The 17,359-nt window shown below is 58.1% G+C and carries 16 protein-coding genes and 3 pseudogenes; 12 read left to right on the top strand and 7 right to left on the bottom strand.

Annotated elements, in window-relative coordinates:
* Positions 1-872, top strand: a pseudogene (locus CQ14_RS44770) (DEAD/DEAH box helicase); the annotation flags it as partial.
* Between the two features lie 769 nt (positions 873-1,641).
* Positions 1,642-2,079 (top strand): GIY-YIG nuclease family protein, encoded by a 438-nt coding sequence (locus CQ14_RS48315; RefSeq protein ID WP_430650210.1) that lies wholly within the window; start codon positions 1,642-1,644, stop codon positions 2,077-2,079.
* Positions 2,080-2,131: 52 nt separating this feature from the next.
* On the opposite strand, the gene CQ14_RS23355 is transcribed toward CQ14_RS48315, so the two are convergent.
* Positions 2,132-4,156: a S8 family peptidase gene (locus tag CQ14_RS23355; protein WP_245320465.1), complete on the bottom strand. Its 2,025-nt coding sequence runs from the start codon at positions 4,154-4,156 to the stop codon at positions 2,132-2,134.
* A gap of 219 nt (positions 4,157-4,375) precedes the next feature.
* Entirely contained in the window at positions 4,376-5,485 is a 1,110-nt protein-coding gene (locus CQ14_RS23350) for an ATP-binding protein (protein ID WP_057860191.1), read from the bottom strand.
* A 113-nt stretch (positions 5,486-5,598) separates the two neighbouring features.
* On the opposite strand from CQ14_RS23350, the gene CQ14_RS23345 reads away from it, so the two are divergent.
* The 8 genes from CQ14_RS23345 (at position 5,599) to CQ14_RS23310 (ending at position 11,090) form a co-directional block, all read left to right on the top strand.
* Positions 5,599-6,126 carry a multiubiquitin domain-containing protein gene (locus CQ14_RS23345; RefSeq protein ID WP_082650001.1) on the top strand — a complete coding sequence of 176 codons (528 nt, stop codon included), beginning with the start codon at positions 5,599-5,601 and terminating at the stop codon, positions 6,124-6,126.
* Positions 6,104-6,481 carry an E2/UBC family protein gene (locus CQ14_RS23340; protein WP_057860189.1) on the top strand — a complete coding sequence of 126 codons (378 nt, stop codon included), beginning with the start codon at positions 6,104-6,106 and terminating at the stop codon, positions 6,479-6,481. Before CQ14_RS23345 ends, CQ14_RS23340 begins: the two co-directional genes overlap by 23 nt.
* The gene (locus tag CQ14_RS23335; protein WP_057860188.1) at positions 6,478-7,887 is read left to right on the top strand and encodes a ThiF family adenylyltransferase; all 1,410 of its coding nucleotides are present in this window, start codon (positions 6,478-6,480) and stop codon (positions 7,885-7,887) included. Before CQ14_RS23340 ends, CQ14_RS23335 begins: the two co-directional genes overlap by 4 nt.
* Positions 7,884-8,240 (top strand): ubiquitination-like system serine protease family protein, encoded by a 357-nt coding sequence (locus CQ14_RS48310; protein WP_430650209.1) that lies wholly within the window; start codon positions 7,884-7,886, stop codon positions 8,238-8,240. Before CQ14_RS23335 ends, CQ14_RS48310 begins: the two co-directional genes overlap by 4 nt.
* Positions 8,241-8,257: 17 nt before the next feature.
* On the top strand, positions 8,258-8,503 hold the full coding sequence (locus CQ14_RS23330) for a DUF2188 domain-containing protein (protein ID WP_057860187.1): 246 nt from the start codon (positions 8,258-8,260) through the stop codon (positions 8,501-8,503).
* A 1,473-nt stretch (positions 8,504-9,976) separates the two neighbouring features.
* The gene (locus CQ14_RS23320; RefSeq protein WP_057860185.1) at positions 9,977-10,186 is read left to right on the top strand and encodes a hypothetical protein; all 210 of its coding nucleotides are present in this window, start codon (positions 9,977-9,979) and stop codon (positions 10,184-10,186) included.
* Entirely contained in the window at positions 10,183-10,395 is a 213-nt protein-coding gene (locus tag CQ14_RS23315; protein ID WP_057860184.1) for a hypothetical protein, read from the top strand. The genes CQ14_RS23320 and CQ14_RS23315 overlap by 4 nt, the downstream gene beginning before the upstream one ends.
* Positions 10,392-11,090 (top strand): DNA methyltransferase, encoded by a 699-nt coding sequence (locus CQ14_RS23310; RefSeq protein WP_082650000.1) that lies wholly within the window; start codon positions 10,392-10,394, stop codon positions 11,088-11,090. Before CQ14_RS23315 ends, CQ14_RS23310 begins: the two co-directional genes overlap by 4 nt.
* A 510-nt stretch (positions 11,091-11,600) precedes the next feature.
* Here CQ14_RS23310 and CQ14_RS23305 read toward each other — a convergent pair.
* Positions 11,601-12,014, bottom strand: coding sequence for a hypothetical protein (locus tag CQ14_RS23305; RefSeq protein WP_057860183.1), 414 nt, complete (start codon positions 12,012-12,014; stop codon positions 11,601-11,603).
* A gap of 230 nt (positions 12,015-12,244) precedes the next feature.
* On the opposite strand from CQ14_RS23305, the gene mobQ reads away from it, so the two are divergent.
* Positions 12,245-13,558 carry a MobQ family relaxase gene (gene mobQ / locus CQ14_RS23300; RefSeq protein WP_156435332.1) on the top strand — a complete coding sequence of 438 codons (1,314 nt, stop codon included), beginning with the start codon at positions 12,245-12,247 and terminating at the stop codon, positions 13,556-13,558.
* A 21-nt stretch (positions 13,559-13,579) separates the two neighbouring features.
* Here mobQ and CQ14_RS48305 read toward each other — a convergent pair.
* The 3 genes and pseudogenes from CQ14_RS48305 to CQ14_RS23290 all read right to left on the bottom strand — a co-directional run.
* Positions 13,580-14,653, bottom strand: a pseudogene (locus tag CQ14_RS48305) (phospholipase effector Tle1 domain-containing protein); the annotation flags it as partial.
* Between the two features lie 235 nt (positions 14,654-14,888).
* Positions 14,889-15,220, bottom strand: a pseudogene (locus tag CQ14_RS48300) (type IV secretory system conjugative DNA transfer family protein); the annotation flags it as partial.
* A 54-nt stretch (positions 15,221-15,274) separates the two neighbouring features.
* Positions 15,275-16,249 (bottom strand): type IV secretory system conjugative DNA transfer family protein (locus CQ14_RS23290; protein WP_283807259.1); only part of this gene is annotated, 975 nt, incomplete at its 3' end.
* Between the two features lie 88 nt (positions 16,250-16,337).
* On the opposite strand from CQ14_RS23290, the gene CQ14_RS44760 reads away from it, so the two are divergent.
* Positions 16,338-16,496, top strand: coding sequence for a hypothetical protein (locus CQ14_RS44760; RefSeq protein WP_199805593.1), 159 nt, complete (start codon positions 16,338-16,340; stop codon positions 16,494-16,496).
* Between the two features lie 151 nt (positions 16,497-16,647).
* Here CQ14_RS44760 and CQ14_RS23285 read toward each other — a convergent pair.
* Positions 16,648-17,359: tetratricopeptide repeat protein (locus tag CQ14_RS23285; protein WP_430650208.1), on the bottom strand; the 712-nt coding region annotated here is incomplete at its 5' end.

Here is a 17,359-nt window from a genome sequence, read left to right as displayed (position 1 = left end):
CCCGCGACGCGCCAAAAAAGACGCATGCTCAGTTCACGAACTTGATCGCTGAGCCCGACGCCAGTGAAGAGCGCGTCACGGACGCCGTGAACAATATGCTAAAGGCGATCGCCTGCTCCCTGCTGATGGAGCAAGTCCTTGCACCGACCTTTAAGTTTAAGACAAGGGCTGATGCGGACGAGCTGGACGGTTCTCGTAAGGAAACGGACATCATCTACACGGACGAAGACAGCGTCATCGCGATCAAAGGCTTTGCTGAGCCTTCTTCCGAGCGGACCCGTCAGATCCTGGAGAGTGACCTTAACGACCTCACTGCCGCGATTATTCAGGATGCCGATGTCCTACGTGCTGGTATGAACCCGGACTTTTCGCCTGAAATGGTCAATAAGGTGATCGTACCAAGGGTGATCGAGCACAAATATCCAGATTTGACGCCGGAAGAAGTGGAGGAAGTGCGCCAGGCGGTCGTCGCGAATGGCGTCTTTAAGAGTCCCTCTGTCCACATTGAACAACACGGAGATACACGCTTCGTCCGAATGGCTGAGCGCCTAATCAATATCGATGAGATCGATATGGACCTGATCGATTCCGTCAATCCTTTCCAGAAGGCCTATGAAATTCTCTCGAAGGCGGTCACCGAGGACGTCCTGCGGACCATTCATGGAGCCATTACTTCCACGAAGATTTCCATGACCGAGCAGGAAGCTGTTGCGAGCTGGCCCCGCATCCAAGCCTTCAAGAAAGAAAGAGGCGTTCCTCCGAGTCTCGTGAGCCCCAATCCCATAGAACGACGACTTGCGGAGGCCTTGGCCTGGTTACAGGCAAAGAAGCGCGAGCGCACGAGAACCACCAGTCCCGAGAATCAGTCATGACACGGCTGACCCTCGAACAAATTTTGTCGCTGGAAGATCACGACGGCCTGTTGGATATCAAGCCCGTTACATCTAATTCTGGGTCAGAAACGTCGCGCCTGATTCAAGATTTTGATGAGCTCAGCCGATTCGTTGACCAGCATCGCTTCGCACCTGGCGAGGGGCCCGGTGATCGAAAACAATCTGTCAAGGAAAGAGCCCTCTTCATGCGGCTCAAAAGCTATCGTGAAAGCCCTAGAATCGCTGCCCAGCTTCAGGCTTATGACCGTCACGGTCTATTAGCGGAGGTGGCAACCAGCACGAAAGAGCCCGCAAGTGTCGATGAGATTCTCGACATGGATGACGATCTGCTGAGTTCTCCGAACGACGATATCTTCACGATGAGGCACGCTCGAACCAAAGCCGCCCGACCAGATAAAGTATCGGAACGAAAGCCAGCCCGAGATTTTGACCGCTTCAAGCCATTGTTCGACGAGTGCGTAGGCGACTTGGTTTCCGGCAAGCGCAAGAGCCTGAAGTTCGCCAATGAGCAAGAGATCANATGCTGGTGAATTCTTCATTCTGAACGGTGTTATGGTCTACGTTGCGGAAGTNAAACGACCCTCACTTCCGCAATGGAAAGCGAAATGCGCGTCTTCGACTCATTTTCGAGAACGGCACTGAAGGGGAGAATCTGCTCAGATCTCTAGCCACCGAGCTTTATAAAGATCCGAGTGGCCGACGCATTTCAAGCGCCGAGGCGGGCCCGCTTTTCGGCTCGCCATCTGAAGTGGAAAGGGTTTCGGCACCGGCGAGCCGTATAACGGGCTGCATTTACGTGGTGAAGAGCCTATCTAACGTGTCTGAGATTGCTGAACTTGACGGGCGCCTGTTCAAGATTGGGTTCACAACGGGATCGTTCGAGGACCGCGTTCGGGGCGCTAAAGATGACCCCACATTCCTCTTTGCACCGGTTCATCCGGTTAGAACCTACGACGCGGTAGACCTAAACACGGGAAAATTCGAATACTTACTTCATAGGTTCTTCGCCGAGGCGCGCCTCAACATTGAAATCAAGGACCGGTTTGGAAAGCCCTTCAAACCTAAAGAGTGGTTCCTACTGGAACTTCCCACGATTGAAGAGGCCATCACCATGCTTCTGGACGGCAGGATTCTCAACCACGTGTACGATGCCAAGCTTTGCCAAATTGTCCGTAGAAGTCCGTGAAATCACTGCGTAGCAACCCGGTTAGCGCCGTAGGCACCATGCGCCGCCCGATCTATTGGTTGTTGATTTCAATATCCTGGTTGATCACTGCACTCTCCACGAAATTGCCCAACATCTGAGCCGTCGAGTTGTAGATTGACGGCTCGTCATTCGGCCCACGCAGGGTAAGCACAAACGCTACTTCTTGTGCGCCGACATCGCTGTTGCTCTGCCAACCGAACTGGTACAGGTCACGCGCGTACACGCGGGCGTAGAGGCGCAGTTGATTGCCAGAGAAGGCCAAGCCGCCTCCCTTCGTGAAATCTCGACAGTGCCTCCGGACCGGCTGCCACTTCTTGAGATTCTCGCGCGCGTCACTCTCTGGAAGAGTTGACTCCATCATCGAGCCCAACAGTGACTTCCATTCACCGCCTTTTACGGGCTGCTGAAGTGAGGTTTCTAACCGGGTAGCGAAGTAGTTGGTCTCGGCAAAGGGCGACAACACCGGTTTAAGCACTGCAGTCAGGGTTGCACGCCCAAGCAGCTTGCCGTTGTGTACCATTTCCGGTGGAATTGGGATCCCGGTCCAGTAGTAAGCGACACCGGGCTGCAGTTGGGCCGTCCATGTGAGTGCAACGGTTCCAGGAGCGCACGACCACGGCATCGTGCCGTGATAAGGCGTGCCCCACCCTAGCTGAGGATGATGCTCGTCAAGTTCAGTAGCACTCACCAACAGTGCCTTGACGAGATCAGGGGTCGGATTACGTAGGTTTTCGAACGTATGCGCCGCAAGAGACGACACCAGCGCGGTTGGATAACTACTGCCCACGTCAGTGACGCCGCCAAGCATCCGGAGCTGCGAGAACCAGGACACGTCGGGCCTGAGCATGCCGTCAGGTCCCGGTCCTCCAAGGCAACGGGGACAAGGACTGGAAGGACCGCCGTTTGCATCCGCCTGACGACCACCCACCACTATTGCAGCTTCGCAGTCCGCTGGCGGTTCCGGGCGGGTGCCCCCGGAGGCAGACACGTTACCGACCGAGACGACCGGCAGGACTCCAAAGTGTCGGCTCAAGACCGTCAGTTCGTGACCGAGAAGGCTCACGGTCTCGGGATCATCTCCCACTTGGTTTGCCGAGATATTCCAAATCTTCGTCTCTGGATGCGCTCTCATCGCAGCAGCCAGATGGTCAATAAGATCCTGTTCGTCGACTCTCGCATTGGTATTGCGTGCGGGAACAGCCTGCACCGTTCCGATACGGCAATTCAGATCCGGCAGCAGGCGGTTTGTATTCCAAGCATGGCCTTGAACAACCAGCGAGCTGATGGCGCTGCCGTGCCTACGGTCGGCCTGTGCATCGGTCACCAGCTTGGGCGCACGCCACGCTTCCGCTGGCGCGTAACTTGGCGCATGCAAGCCGCCATCTACAACGCCCACGATTGGTGCATTGTCGAGGTCGACCGGAATAGCAGGATGCGTCCCTTCACCTGGGGCCGCAACCCGAACCGTACGGACCGGGTCAACCCTATAAGACGCTCCCGAGGCAAGCAGCGCGCCTAGGGCCTCGCGCGAGGCGATACGCACGGTGCCTCGTCCGACACCGGTGTTACGATAGTTGCGCATTGCGCGTGCGATACCTGACTGACGTTGAGAGGCAAGATCGCGCGACCCCGTTGCCTCGGGGCCAGACAAAAGCCTGACGCTTAAAAAACTTGGCAAGAGGATTTGTTGCCGCGAAAGGAGCTCGACACGTTCAAGCAGGACCTCTCTGGCTTGAGTTGTACGAAAAGGCGCCAGCCAAACCACAAACAGTCGCCCTCCATCGTCTTCGGGTGCGGCCTGCCAAAGGTCGTCGATCGACCGGCCGCGCGTCCGGTCTGCTGGCGTGAACGACGAAAGGCTTTCAACGCGGGATATGTCGGCCTGCACCGGGTAATTGATCGGCCGCTCAATCGCCCGCGCGAGGTGATCGAGCCGGTCCAAATCGGCCTCGATAAGATATCCCCCACGATAGGGGGCAACGAGGCGGCAGCCGTTGACCGGGCTGAATAGGTCATCGGGTGTATGGGTGGGGGCCAATGAGTCCTCTGAGAACATGCGCACCACGAGGTGCGCTGTTCCGGCAAAGGACGGCAACGTGCTCCGCGAGCTGTACAAGCTTCGGGCTGATGAGGAGAGAACGCGCTGCTGGGTTGGGAGCCGCGCAACCACGACGCTTCGCTGGCTCTTGCCGCGCGCGGTTGGGGCTTCCGGTTTAGGCTCCATCTGCAAGCTTAAAACCGGATTCAGAAGCGGAGGCGCTCTATCAGCCACAGGCTATTCCTCCTGTTTGAAATATTGATAGACAGCTTGGCGGGTTACGCCGAGCAAACGAGCAATATTGGCTGCGGATACCTTTTCTTTCAACCCCTGAGCGAGCTGTTTTTTCTGCTCGGGTTCAAGCGCCGTTCGCTGAGGCATGGAGGATCCACCAGCCCGAAAATTAAGAATAGCCAGTGCGACTGCTCCAAAATCGATGTCCCGCTTGTCGAGCAGCGCGTGACGCCGCGCCGTGAGAGCGATCGTTTCTATGTCCGCACCTGACAACCCTTCCGACAGGACGGAAAGGGGATCGGCAATTTGCTCACCGTCCTTATCCTCAAACAGGAAATGCTTCCAAAGGTCGGCGCGCACCTCGACCTCTGGTGGCCCAAACTCAATCTTGTAGGGAAAGCGACGCCAAATAGCGGGGTCGAGCAAATGCGCATGATTTGTGGCCGCAATGACAACCGCGTGGGGATCCAGCGAATCGAGACCCTGAATGACGGTATTTACCACCCGCTTGAGCTCACCGAGCTCGTTCCTATCGTCGCGAAGCTTGGCGATGGCATCCATTTCGTCCAGGAACAGCACCGCATTCCTGGAAGGCACGAAGTCGAAGACTGTCCGGATGTTCTTGCCGGTATCGCCAAGTAGTGACGTAATCACGGAATCGAGGCGCACCACATAAAATGGTCTCCCCAGATTTGCCGCGATGTGACCGGCGAGCAAGGACTTCCCCGTGCCGGGCGGACCAGACAGCAGAAGATTTAGACGAGACGCAAGACCTTTTGCGCTGAGCTCATCGACATGCTGAACATCGGTAAGGAAATCGCGAAATACTCGATTTCCAGCTTCATTGAGAAAAATTGGATTGTCGGGCCAAGCCTGCTCTTCGACCAGCGGCAAGCGTGACTTTGAGTCGACTGGAAGCGTCTCCACATATCCGGACGCCCTAAGCGGCACCCCTCGCTTGCGAACAAGCGCCCTCAACTCTTTAGCAGCACCCTCATTGCCAGCCTTTGCAAGCTCGCGCGCGAGGTTGCCCGCGATACGACGCACTCGGGTGTAGTCGGCCGAGAGAGCCGCATCTGTAAGTTCAATGAGGTGTTTGGGATCGAGGGGCACGCTATTTTCTCCGCTTTTTTAGTTGTCCTTGTTTGTAAACTAATTTTGCCTATTTGACAAGTGATATCTTCTTATTGTAAAGTATACCAATCAAACTGACAAAGGATACGAACATGTTGCAAAATCAAGAAGTTAACCCTCACGGCCACCCCCACCCGGGCAGTTTTCAGATTCTGGTGGCTGGAACTGACCTTCAGTTCCGCCCCCTGACGCTGACCGATCCGGAGCCCACCGGCCGTCAGATCATCGACGCGGCGGGCGGACGCCCTCCCGAAGAGTACGCGGTGCTTGAGTGGCTCGCCGATGGCTCCCTTGAGCGTCTTCGTCTCGATGAGACGACCGATCTGCGGAAGCCAGGCGCTGAACGGTTCATCGTCGCAAAGAGCGACCGCGAGTACCGCTTCGAGATCGACGGCAAGGATCAGGAATGGCCGGAGGCAACTATCACTCGTGAAGTGCTGCTCAAGCTGGCCGGTCAAGATCCGACGCAATTCTCGGTCTGGCAGGAGTTCAAGAACCAGCCCGACAAGGAAGTGTTGGCCGGTCATCCGGCGAACCTCGCCGAGAAAGGCGTCGAGCGCTTCTACACGGTCATGAAACACACCACGGAGGGCAATCATGGCAGTCCTTCCCATTCGTGACCGCAACTACCTGACCGAGCGCGGCCTCACGTTCGAAGAGGTCGACGGCAACGAAAAGGGCGTGATCTTTCGGGATTACGTCCTTCCCGCCGGGCGCTTCGATCAGGCCAAAGCCGACATCCTGGTTCTTCTGCCACCCGGATATCCCGACGTGCGGCCGGACATGTTTTTCGCGATGCCCTGGATCAAGCTGTCCAGGTCTTCGCAGTATCCGCGAGCCGCCGATCAGGCCCATGATTACCAGGGCCGCCGTTGGCAGCGCTGGTCGCGGCATAACGATCAGTGGCGGCCGGGCGTCGACGGAATCTGGACAATGCTCCGGCGCATTGACACGGCACTGGAGGCAGCGGCGTGACTAACTTCAATATCGTCTTCATTGAACAGCAGGAAGCTGAACTGCGCGATCTCCTTTATGAAACGAAGGACGTCGAAGGCGCTGCTTACGTGCTATTGCGCGAGTGCAAAATCGCGAGTGACCCCTGGGAGCGACGCTCGCGAACCAAGCTTGTGGTGCGCGAAATCGTGCCCATTGCTGCCGAGCATCGCGTTTCGTCCAGCGGACAACACGTCACCTGGGATACAAAGGGTTTCGTTGCACTCTTGCAGCGCTGCCAGCGTGAGGAACTCGTCCTGGCAATTGCTCACTGCCATCCACGCGGGCCGAGAGACTTTTCCGACCAGGACGACAGGAACGAGGCGGAATTGCTTCGAACTGCCTGCAATCGCAACGGCCCCGCAACGAAGCTCGTCAGCATCCTTTTCTATGACGACGGCGGTATTCGCGCGCGCGTTTGGCAGTATCCCAAGCACAAGGAGGACTGCAAATCGGTTGCGGTGCTCGGTGAGCGGTTCCGGTTTCACTTCCCAACCGCGCCCTCTCCGGCCTCAGAGGTCTTCGCTCGCCAAGTGCTCGCTTTCGGGCCGTCTCTGATGTCGCAGCTCAAGGCACTGCGCGTCGGCATTATCGGTGCTGGCGGTACGGGTAGCGCGACGGCAATGCTGGCTGCGCGCGCTGGCGCCGCCCAAATTTTGGTGGTGGACGACGACATTGTGGAGCCGACCAATCTAAACCGCCTCCACGGGGCGACCCAATCTGACGCCGATGCTATGATGAGCAAGGCCGACGTCGCCGCCCGCGAAATCGCCAGGATGGGTTTGGGCGTTCGCGTAGTCCCCCTCAAGGGCTGGGCTAACGCGCCCCACGTTCAGGATGCGCTGAAATCCTGTGACATCGTCTTCTGCTGCACCGATGACAACTCCGGACGAATTTTCCTCAATCGGCTGGCGTACTTCTACTTCATCCCGGTCATCGACATGGGACTTGCGATGGCAGTCGCCAAACCGCCTGCCGACGGAATGGCGGATATCTCGGCACGGGTGACGACCATCCTGCCCCCGGAGACCTGCCTGCTGTGCCGTGACGCGGTAGATACTGACCTCGCGCGCGAGGAGGATCTGCGGCGGCGCAATCCGACAGAATATGACCGCCAGAAGCGCGAAGCTTACGTCCGCGGTGAAGGCAATCCGAATCCCGCAGTGGTCACATTCACGACTGAAGTCGCCTGCATGGCCGTGAATGAGCTTCTGAACCGCATCGTCGGCTACCGGAAGCGTGAGATGGGCAGCGAGCATCGCCGCCGCTTCCTTTTCTGCGAAGATAGAGCCACTTCCGCCTCTCCTCGCAACTCCTGCCCCATTTGCGCGGACAAGCTCTACTGGGGCATGGCAGATGCTGAACCATTCCTGGACCTTGTCGGATGAACGCAGTCCTTAGAACCCTTCTGCTTTTCCTCGTTTGGCTCGGTGTCATCGCGAAGCCGCGCTATTTGGCGCGCTACGCTGAACAACATCCATCTGTTTCAGAACTATCCAATGACGACTTTGTCATCGTCAGGACGGGCAGTTTCACCAAATGGGCGTGCTTCAAATGCCCATGTGGGTGCAACCAGAAAATTGCCCTGTCTTTGCAGAAGGACCGACGACCATCGTGGTCCGTCGCTGTCGATTGGCTTCAGCGGCCAACCGTACTGCCTTCTGTGCACCAACTTGCCGGTTGTCTCTCTCATTTCTGGATACGGCGCGGCGATGTCGAGTGGACCGGTAGTCCACACTAATATTGATAGGAGATCCTATGACCAAACTTCCGAAATATACCCTCTCCCACAGCGATAACCGCGACCGTTGGGAGTTGCGGCAAGACAAGACGCATCAGTTGGTCAAGTCCTTTGATACCAAGGCCGACGCCACTGCTGGCGGGGCACTATCACGCGCTCTGGGCCAGCAAGGGGGTTCGGTAAAAATCGAGAAACTCTCGGGTCGCTACCAGGAAGAGCGTACTTTCCCGCGCAGCGCAGACCCCCGTAAGTCAAAGGGCTAGCATGTGTCTCTCGCCGGAGGCACTCGGAAAAGCATCTGCCTTCGGCACCGCTATCACTGATGCGTTCCCGGGTGCCGTTGTTAACCGGTCTCTGGACTCCGAGCTTGCTTTGCCGCGTTGCGCAAGAGCCTTTGGCCGTAGGTGCGAAACGCGGGTCGCTGCGACTCGCTCTTTTGTTTGGTACACACTCCCATCCACGGGTATCCCTAATGCACCGCCAGCAGGACGAGCTAGACAGCTTTCCTGCAATAGTCGTTGTTCGGCAGCTGTTCTCCAAACAGCTTAGCAGGTAGCCACACTCTATGCTCCTTACCTTGGTGACACNCAAAGATCACCAGCTTTAACCGGTTCGTTCCTGTCTAGTGGGAGATACCCGTNCGGGGAAGTCATACCGACTACTCTTGACCGTCGCATATGTTTTGAACTGCTGCCAAAACGTAATCTCGTAGATTGCGGTATTCTTGTCGCCGTCGACGACTGCACGGCGTATCTCCAGCCCCGGCTCGCGCTTATAGTCCTTTCCGGCCTTTTGTATCATCTCCTTTGCGACTTCCGCTCCCGGGCCATCGAGATAGGTGGCTATCTTGTCGGGCGCTTCGATAAAGCGCCCATCTTCGCGGTAAACCAAACCTCGAACGATTTTCTCGGTCATTGCATCAAGACCCGCGCGCGGGATCTGAATGGCCTGCTGTTCGGCCTTGTCGCGTCCCCAACGCTCGCCCAGACCATGCATGACCTGATCGTCGGGTATTTTCTCACCCTTGAACATGTCGCCCAGGATTTTCCTACGTCGAGCTGCGCGGGCCGCAGCATCCTTCTCGTCTCTGCCCGCGTTCGGATCTATTGCTCTCAGTGCCACGTCAACAAGGCCCTTGGAGGCCGGGTGCTCGGCATCCAGCACCAGTGCAAACCGATTCAGCAAGTCATCTTCGATCTTGCTGTAGCGTTGATTGCATTCGCGGCAGCACGGAAACTGCCACTTCTCAAGGTTCTCGGCCGTCGTGTCCGGATACCATGACTTCGGAAACATATGATCCGATGTTAGCTCGACACCGTCCTTGAGGCAGTGGACGCACTTGCCAATCTCCGCCTTCTTCGCCATCGGTCCTCCCTCTCTGGGCCATCTCCTATAGCATGCTCGCATACGTTGTGCTGCCACCGGCTTCCTCAGCCAATCACCGCCTTCTTCCAGTTTCGGCAGGTGCGGCACCTAACCCCGAATCCGACAAACTCGTTCAGGCGCGGTTCTATTGCGTCTCAGACGTACTCCCGTGGTGCCGTCTATCCCCAATGCACGGCCAGGAGGACGGGGAAACTGGACACGAGGCGCATTCGCGCAAGGGCATCCAACCGTATCCCGGAGGGAGCCCTCGGCCGGACCCTCCCTTGCGCGCCCGCTCATCCCTCGTTTCCTGAGATTTCCCGTCCGGCCGCGATTGGCGCAGCCGGTTAAACCAAACGGGAGTACGAAAGATGAAACGCAACGAAAAGAACCAGACGCCTCATGGGGTCTTTGTGGTCGAGGGCGAAGGTGACAACGCCTACTGGTCCAAGATCGGAGCGGCTTGGCCTCACCAGGACGGCAAGGGCTTCAACATCCAGCTCAGCAGCCTGCCCCTGGATGGCCGCCTGGTCATTCGCGAGCCGAAGGCAGCCAAGGGCGGCGCGGAGGCGGGGCGATGAGCCCCGTTACCCTCCGCCGCTTCCTCGTCAAAGCGTTTGATTACGAGGAATGGGCGATCGTCGTCGAGGCTTACAGCCGCGAAGACGCAATCCGCAAGGCCGAGGCTATCTATCTCACCGATAGCCTAGGCTCCATGGACGGCTTCGAGCTTGTCCGTAGTGACTTCGGTTGGGACGCCCGCCCCCTTGTGCCGGAGGTACGCTCGTGAGCCCTCACCTGAACTTCGCCTTTAACTCGGTCGCCCTCGGCGACTGCGTCGAGGTCATGCGCCGGATGGAGTCCGCTTCTGTGGACTTCATCCTGACCGACCCGCCGTACCTATGCCGCTATCGCTCCCGTGACGGGCAAACCATCGCCAACGATGACCGCGACGGTTGGCTTGAACCTGCCTTCGCCGAAATGTACCGCGTGCTCAAACCCGGCTCCTTGTGCCTAAGCTTCTACGGCTGGAATGCCGCTGACAAGTTCATCGGCGCCTGGCGCGCTGCGGGATTCCGCATGGTAGGCCACATTGTCTTCACCAAGCGCTATGCTTCTTCTTCGCGCTTCGTGCAGAGCAAGCACGAAATGGCCTACTTGCTCGCCAAGGGCGATCCTTCCCGTCCGTTGCAGCCGATAGACGATGTGCGCGATTGGCACTACACGGGCAATCGGCTCCACCCCACTCAGAAACCTATCAAGGTCTTGCAGCCGCTTATTGAAGCTTTTTGTCCTGCGCGCGGACTTGTACTCGATCCCTTCTGCGGGTCAGGCTCGACCTTGGTCGCGGCGCAAATGACTGGCCGCGCATACGCTGGTATCGAACTGGATGCGCGGCATTGCGAGACTGCTCGATTCCGGGTCGCTGCAAACGAAACTCTCCCGACTAAAAAGTCTAAGTTTTTCGCCCTCGCCGCACCATAATTGCGGTTCCTGCTTGGGCAGCACTTAGAAAGTGCAAACGGAAAAGCCCGCCGCCGAAAGGCGACGGGCTCCACCCAGACGGAGGCCTCACAGGCCTAGCAAACCAAAGGTCCCCGTCCAAACACGAGGTGCCACTATGGGCGATTAAAACAGCAAAATGATGTCCCAGTGCCGTCTTCGACGGCGCTGCATAGCGGCCCCATATTCCATAAGGCAAGGTAAAAATTCCATATGGATCTCGGCCCTTAGAGCGTGGTCCGGCGCGCCAGCGCCGGGCCAACGATGAAGTTTTGTCTACGCTCATCAGAACGAGGACACCATGACATGCCAACACTGTAGTGGCTACGGCGTGATTGACTGCACCGAGTGCGGAGGATCGAACCAGTTCAACAAGGATGGCGAGATCGTTCTCTGCGCAGCATGTGGCCAGGACGGCAACGCCCCTGGGCAATTGTGCTGCCCGTATTGCAACGGTGGAAATGACGAGGAGGAGGAAGAAAACGAAGACGACTAGTTGGGCATCGTTGTTTCAATGATCGCGCGTATCCGAGAATTATCCGTTTCGGCTTGGCCTCTGTCAGCATAAAGGCGGACATGCCTGATTGTCCGGCCTTCCAGCCAAACGGCGCATCCGGGCGCGAATTTCGCACTAACGAGGGCGACTGGATAAACAATCCAGTCGCCCTCTGTCGTTGGAGAAACAATTTCAGGACGGCCGATGCCAGTTACCGCGAATTGCGTCGTGAAGAACTCACCGAGCTTCGACCACGCTCCCGAGTCATGGAATGGTGCCTCCACGCTCTTCGCCTTGAAAGTTTGTGCTGCAACCGCCTTGGGGTTGGCGACATAGGCGTTTGGGCGGGTAAGCGGACCCGCCAATACCGAAAGGTCGTCAATCTTCACCTCCGGGAATAAGACTTTCATCGCCTAAGGATGACCGCCAAGGGCCTGCTTGGAAACCGCTGCTGGCAGAAAGGTGCTCGGCCTTTACGCAAGCATGGATAAGGGGGTCCGGGGGCTTTGCCCCCGGCCGAAACATCGGACAATTTACGTCCGCTGAACCGTGACCGCTTCACCCGGTAGCGGCATTAAGCTGCCACTTCTTTTCAAATCCCACTGTTGCGGGATTGCCAGCAAGTGCGGAGGAATGAAGTGTGCAGCAAGTGGAATGGCGCACTTATACATCGCTACGCGACATAGGTGCACGGCCAGCACAGGGCTGGCCGAAGGAGTCGCTCCGCGACAAGAAGGCGGAGCATGTGGCGTCCTATCATTTTTCAGTACAGCCAGTGAAGCGCTCCGAGGGGCGCTCGGTGGTGGCGATGGCCGCCTACCGGGCAGGTGCGAAGCTGAAAGATGAGCGACGCGGAATTGACGTGGATTTTCAGCGGCGCCGTGGTGTGGTTCACAGCGAAATCCTTGCGCCCGAGGGCGCGGCGGAATGGTTGCTCGATCGCGAATCCCTCTGGAATGGCGTCGAGCGCATGGAAGCGCGGCGCGACGCGCAGCTCGCGCGTGAAATCAACATGGCCTTGCCGCATGAACTGAGCGCGGAAGAGCAACTCGCGCTGGTGCGGAGCTTTGTGCAGGAGCAATTCGTTACCTTGGGCATGGTGGCGGATATCGCTATCCATGCCCCCGTGGTGGAGAAGGGGGACGATCCGCGCAATTTCCATGCGCACGTCCTTCTGACCATGCGGCAGGCCGGAGGCGGTGGCTTGCGGCGGGTGAAGACCCGCGAGTGGAATAGCGAAAACATGCTCGCGCGCTGGCGCGCGGCATGGGCCGCGCTTCAAAACGAGGCCCTGCAACGACAAGGTCTCTCCCAACGCGTGGACCATCGGAGCCTTGCAGTCCAACGCAGCAAGGCGATGGAGCGCGGCGACCGCGTCGCTGCGGCGACGCTGGACCGCGCCCCCGAGATCCACGTCGGGCCCAAGGCGCGCAAGGCGTCCCGCCAACGTACGCCGAAGAGCAAGGTCAAGCTGGTTGGCCGCAACCTGAAAAAGGGCAAGCGCCCTCTCCGCTATTTCGAGTTCGACCAGGGCAGCAGGCGCGATTGGAACATGCGGACCCTCCGCAAAAACGCCAAGGGGTTTGCAAAGCTGGTCGCGAGGACGGAAGTGCGGCGCACCCGCGCCAGGCAACGCCTGGAAAGGTACGACCGATTGCTGCGCGCCTACCCGTCTTCGGCTTCAAAGCTGCAGTGGAAGCGTTCATCGCCACTTGTCGCGGATAGATTACCAGGCAGGCGCGCGGCGAAGTTTGCGCATATCTGGAGGCGCAGGAGGCAATTGCTTTGGATCATTGACCAGCTTGACCGGCTGTTCCTCGCCCTGCTTGGCATCCGGGAATCCCAGCTCACGCGGCATACGGCCTGGGCCAACCGGCTCGCGTGGCGGCGGGCGCATCACCTTGCGCCACTGCCGGGGCCTGGCCGAGTCCGCAGCCGTTGGTTGCCTTCTTGACGGTCTCGCTGGACATTATCGTCAAAAAATACTCTCGAACTCCTCCGTCAGAAATTCTGGCGCTACTGCCAGCTTGTAGTTTTCCGGCACAAAGCGTTCCGGCAATCGATATTTGAGTGTGTTTGGCTTCGCCTTATACCGAACGAGATTTCCTTGAATGTAGTTTCCGAGAGGATGAATCGTTTGATCAGGAATATCGGGATTAAGGCGCCGCGCACGGGGCCACGGGTTAACAAGGTACCAATATTTGTCATACTCATTGTGGATCCGGACATTGATCGGACTGACCAGCTTTTGATTGAGTTTCCGAACCTCTTTCATATCAAAATTCAAGACCGTCTTTGCTTTCACTCTGTCAATCATGGTCATGAGGGCTATGTTTCCAAGTGTCCTATTTTCGTAAGCAGCGCCCGCGTCCGAGTGCACGCCAGGCATCCATATCTGTTCGAGAAAGCTTTCTTCCGGATTTTCTACTCCCGTCCACATAATCGGTCTGAAGAAGGGCCTGGTCTCGTCAATCGCTAGCAAATGCAGTGCGTTTTTGACATGTGCTTGCAAACTGCGCTCTTCTATCCGTAACCTTTGAGCATCAGCTATCCAGCCACGGCCGCCGGATACGGCGTCGAACACGCCCAGGAATTCAATTGTAGGGTCAGTCTCAGAGCAAAAGTCTCTGTAATTTGCTACCTTCGCCTTGGTCCGAGGACCGCCATCATCCTTAAAGCCAGATACTCGTACTTCGGCATCGCCGACGTAGTCCGCCCAAATGTGGGCGAACATATTGATGTGATCATCATGGAGGATTCCCTTCGCAATCAGTCCGGTCAGGGCGCGAGCAACAACCGCCCCTCTGGAAAAGCCGAAGATATAGATTCTGTCATTTGGTTGATAATTTGAGCAGAGGTTTACATACAGGTCTGCAATCAACACATCGATTCCGTTTGCGAATCCTCCTTCGATGTATCGTCTTATCCCACCGATCGCGCCCACACCTCTGCTGTAGTGGATTATCTGAGCGTGACCATCAGTAGCATCGGATTTCAGCAACGTGTTCATCCGATAGACATTCGAGTAAACGTCAAGCGTGTTATGACTNCCCAGCCCACAGCCAAGTGCCATCTATGAAAAAAATTATGTGTCGATAGCCANCCTTTTCGTGCAGCCATGTCCAGCCTCCCAATGAAACTGAGCAAAGCCTCATCCTAATGCGCCCGATGACGCTGTTCTACCGGGACGTGTGCTTTTGGAGGGAGTTGAATTGTCGCGGTTCCAAAAAACAGAACGGCAGTGAGCCACGGGCGAGTTCCTCGCTCATCGTCTTTTGTTCGCTTTAGCCATGAAGGCAGGTGGTTCCGGATTGGCTAGTAGATGCCCGGGATGGCCAAGTATCGTACTTGCCCCACCACATGATGTGCCACCAGTCGCGGTAGTTGACCTTTTTCGCGAGGATTGCGAACCGCAGGATATCGGAGCGATACAGCACAATGGACCGCTTGCCTGGAAGTCGCAGAACTTCTGAAGGATCAAGAAGCCAACGACCGGCCTCCGATTGTCCTGAAGAGAGTTGCTGTCGCAACAGGTCGGTGTTGGCCTGCGACGTTCCCTCGCTGCGGCTGACCGAGGTGGTCTGCCCGAGCATCTCGGAAACGAAGCGGGCAGCCTNCAAGGTCCGCGATGTTGAAGAAGACCTTGCAGGTGCTGTTGGCGAGGAAAGANCCCCCATCGGCGATAGAGCGCCTTGAGCTGGTGCATGTCCTGGAAGATCAGCATCGGCGTGCAGTAGGCACGCAAGTAGCCCACGCCTCGCTCCAGCGGTTCGAGGCTGCCGAGCGCGGCGGCCTCGTCTAGCAGCAGAAGCACCTTATGCTTTGGGCGCTTGCGGCCTTTTGAGCGAGTTAGCGCGTTGATGGCACAACCGACCATGACGCGCAGAAAGCCCGCGTAGACGGAAAGTTTCTCCTCGTCCACCACGAGATAGAGCGTGGTGGTCCGGTCAACCAGTTCAGCAAGGCTGAACGTTGACTCGGAGGTGACGTGGGCGGCCGGTCCACCGGCAGACCATACGCGCGTGGCTTTCTCGACATTCGAAAGCACGCTCTTGAATTCCTCGCTCGATTCCATCGCGAGGAAGCTGGCGGCAAGCTCGGCGGCCGTGACCGGGCCGTCGCTGCCTATGGTTTGCAGCAGCTGCTTGAAGGACTCCGGCGGCAAGGTCGAGAAATTGCGGATCTGGGACAGGGTCTGCCGCGCCTTTTCGAGGCGAACCGTGTAGAGGATGAGGCATGCAAGCATGCCTTCCGCCTTGCTGTCCCAGTGGCTCTCGTGGCCATCCGGCATCACCATGAGCTTTGCAAGTGCTTCGGCATCGTCGCGCTCGTGCCAGGTGCCGGTGCGCACCATGTCGAGCGGATTGAACTTGTCGGAGCAGCGCGGCTTGAGTGTATCAAGCGCGCGCACCCTCCCCATCTTGCGGCGCTGCCGTTCCGTAATGGCGCGGTTCTCACCCTTGATATCCGTGCAGACAATGGAGCCCCTGTAGGAAAGCAGGTTGGGAATGACGATGCCCACGCCCTTGCCAGCGCCCATCGGTGCGAAGACGGTGACCATGCCGTCCTTGTTAAAACGCAAAAAAGAACGGCCTATCCGGCCGACGATTGGTCCCTGTCCTCTTCGGACTCCCGCTCGGAGCATTTCCCACCAGGTGGCGAAGCGCGCGGTCCCGAGGGCGCCGCCTGGATTCCATCCCCGCCAACGAAGGACGACAAGGGTAATTTTGCCAATGCGCAAGGCCGTCCTCGCAAGCAGGAGGAGGATCAACCAGAGCACGCGCAAGCAAAACAGCACCATGGCCAATTTTGCCAAAAGTCCGCAAGCCGTGGCCAGCCTTGGCACCCAACAGCGCCGCGTATTCGGCTTCCAGCCTCACAAGCACGCCTGAATCAGACTACGTCCGACATCTGACCAGCGAAGTGCCGCCGCTCCCCCCAGCCGTCAAGGGTGATACGAGCGGCAGGGCCGCCCTTGACGGCCGCGTGGCGCGACGACAAGGGGCTCGCCATCGCCAAGCCCACCTATGGGCTTGTCCGCCCCTATTGCCCAATCGCTCGCCGGATTTGATTGCCGGTCTCCGTCACGAAGTTGCGCAACTGGTCGACGGTGTTCTTTGCGCCTTGATGTCCGAGCTTGGCCGCCATCTGGTAGAGAACGAGGTCCTCGCCCGCCGTGCGCGGCGGCATTGTCCCGGCCCTGATGGCGTCGGCCAGCGACACCATTGCGTCAGGGTCCTGCAACTGGACTCCGCGCCGCAATAGCGCCTCGGCTTCCGGAGTTTTTCCTTCACGCATGAGGTACTGCGCACCGTTGTCGAAAGCAGACGGATAGTCTGCCTTCATCAATTGGTCGAAGATCGCGCGGCCGCGCGAATCGTTTGCGGCGTAGAGCGCCCGTGCCTTCTGATACAGGAAGCGCTGCTCATTCGGGCTTGAGGCGAGTGCCCGGTCGCACGCCTCGATGGCTGCGGCGACATTGCGCTTGAGGTCAGGATACCTCACCCCGGCGCCGACGCGGCGCGGGTCGCTCGGATTGGCCGCCAGCGTATCGCAGTCCGTAACGGTTGCCGTTTGTGGCGCCGGTTTGATACCCAGCAAGTCGGCGGGCATGGTTGGCTTGGTGCTATCCGGGAAGACACTGGCCTGCGGCGCGGACAGGACCGGCGCTGGAGCCGGTTGCGCTTGCGGGGCGACGGCGGCAGGCGCCGCCGGCGGCGGCGGTGCAGGTGCAGGCACAAGCGCAGCTTGGGGC

The sequence above is a fragment of the Bradyrhizobium lablabi genome (assembly GCF_001440475.1).
Taxonomy (GTDB): Bacteria; Pseudomonadota; Alphaproteobacteria; order Rhizobiales; family Xanthobacteraceae; genus Bradyrhizobium; species Bradyrhizobium lablabi.
The sequence above is the reverse complement of the archived record's forward strand: the minus strand, read 5'-3'. Positions and strand labels throughout refer to the sequence as shown.

Coding starts and splice junctions, on each gene's coding strand:
- CQ14_RS44760 (WP_199805593.1), top strand. CDS start 16,338: ATGCGCAAGGCCGTCCTCGCAAGCAGGAGGAGGATCAACCAGAGCACG.
- CQ14_RS23315 (WP_057860184.1), top strand. CDS start 10,183: ATGAGCCCCGTTACCCTCCGCCGCTTCCTCGTCAAAGCGTTTGATTAC.
- CQ14_RS23305 (WP_057860183.1), bottom strand. CDS start 12,014: ATGAAAGTCTTATTCCCGGAGGTGAAGATTGACGACCTTTCGGTATTG.
- CQ14_RS23340 (WP_057860189.1), top strand. CDS start 6,104: ATGGCAGTCCTTCCCATTCGTGACCGCAACTACCTGACCGAGCGCGGC.
- CQ14_RS23345 (WP_082650001.1), top strand. CDS start 5,599: ATGTTGCAAAATCAAGAAGTTAACCCTCACGGCCACCCCCACCCGGGC.
- CQ14_RS23355 (WP_245320465.1), bottom strand. CDS start 4,156: ATGTTCTCAGAGGACTCATTGGCCCCCACCCATACACCCGATGACCTA.
- CQ14_RS23330 (WP_057860187.1), top strand. CDS start 8,258: ATGACCAAACTTCCGAAATATACCCTCTCCCACAGCGATAACCGCGAC.
- CQ14_RS23320 (WP_057860185.1), top strand. CDS start 9,977: ATGAAACGCAACGAAAAGAACCAGACGCCTCATGGGGTCTTTGTGGTC.
- CQ14_RS48310 (WP_430650209.1), top strand. CDS start 7,884: ATGAACGCAGTCCTTAGAACCCTTCTGCTTTTCCTCGTTTGGCTCGGT.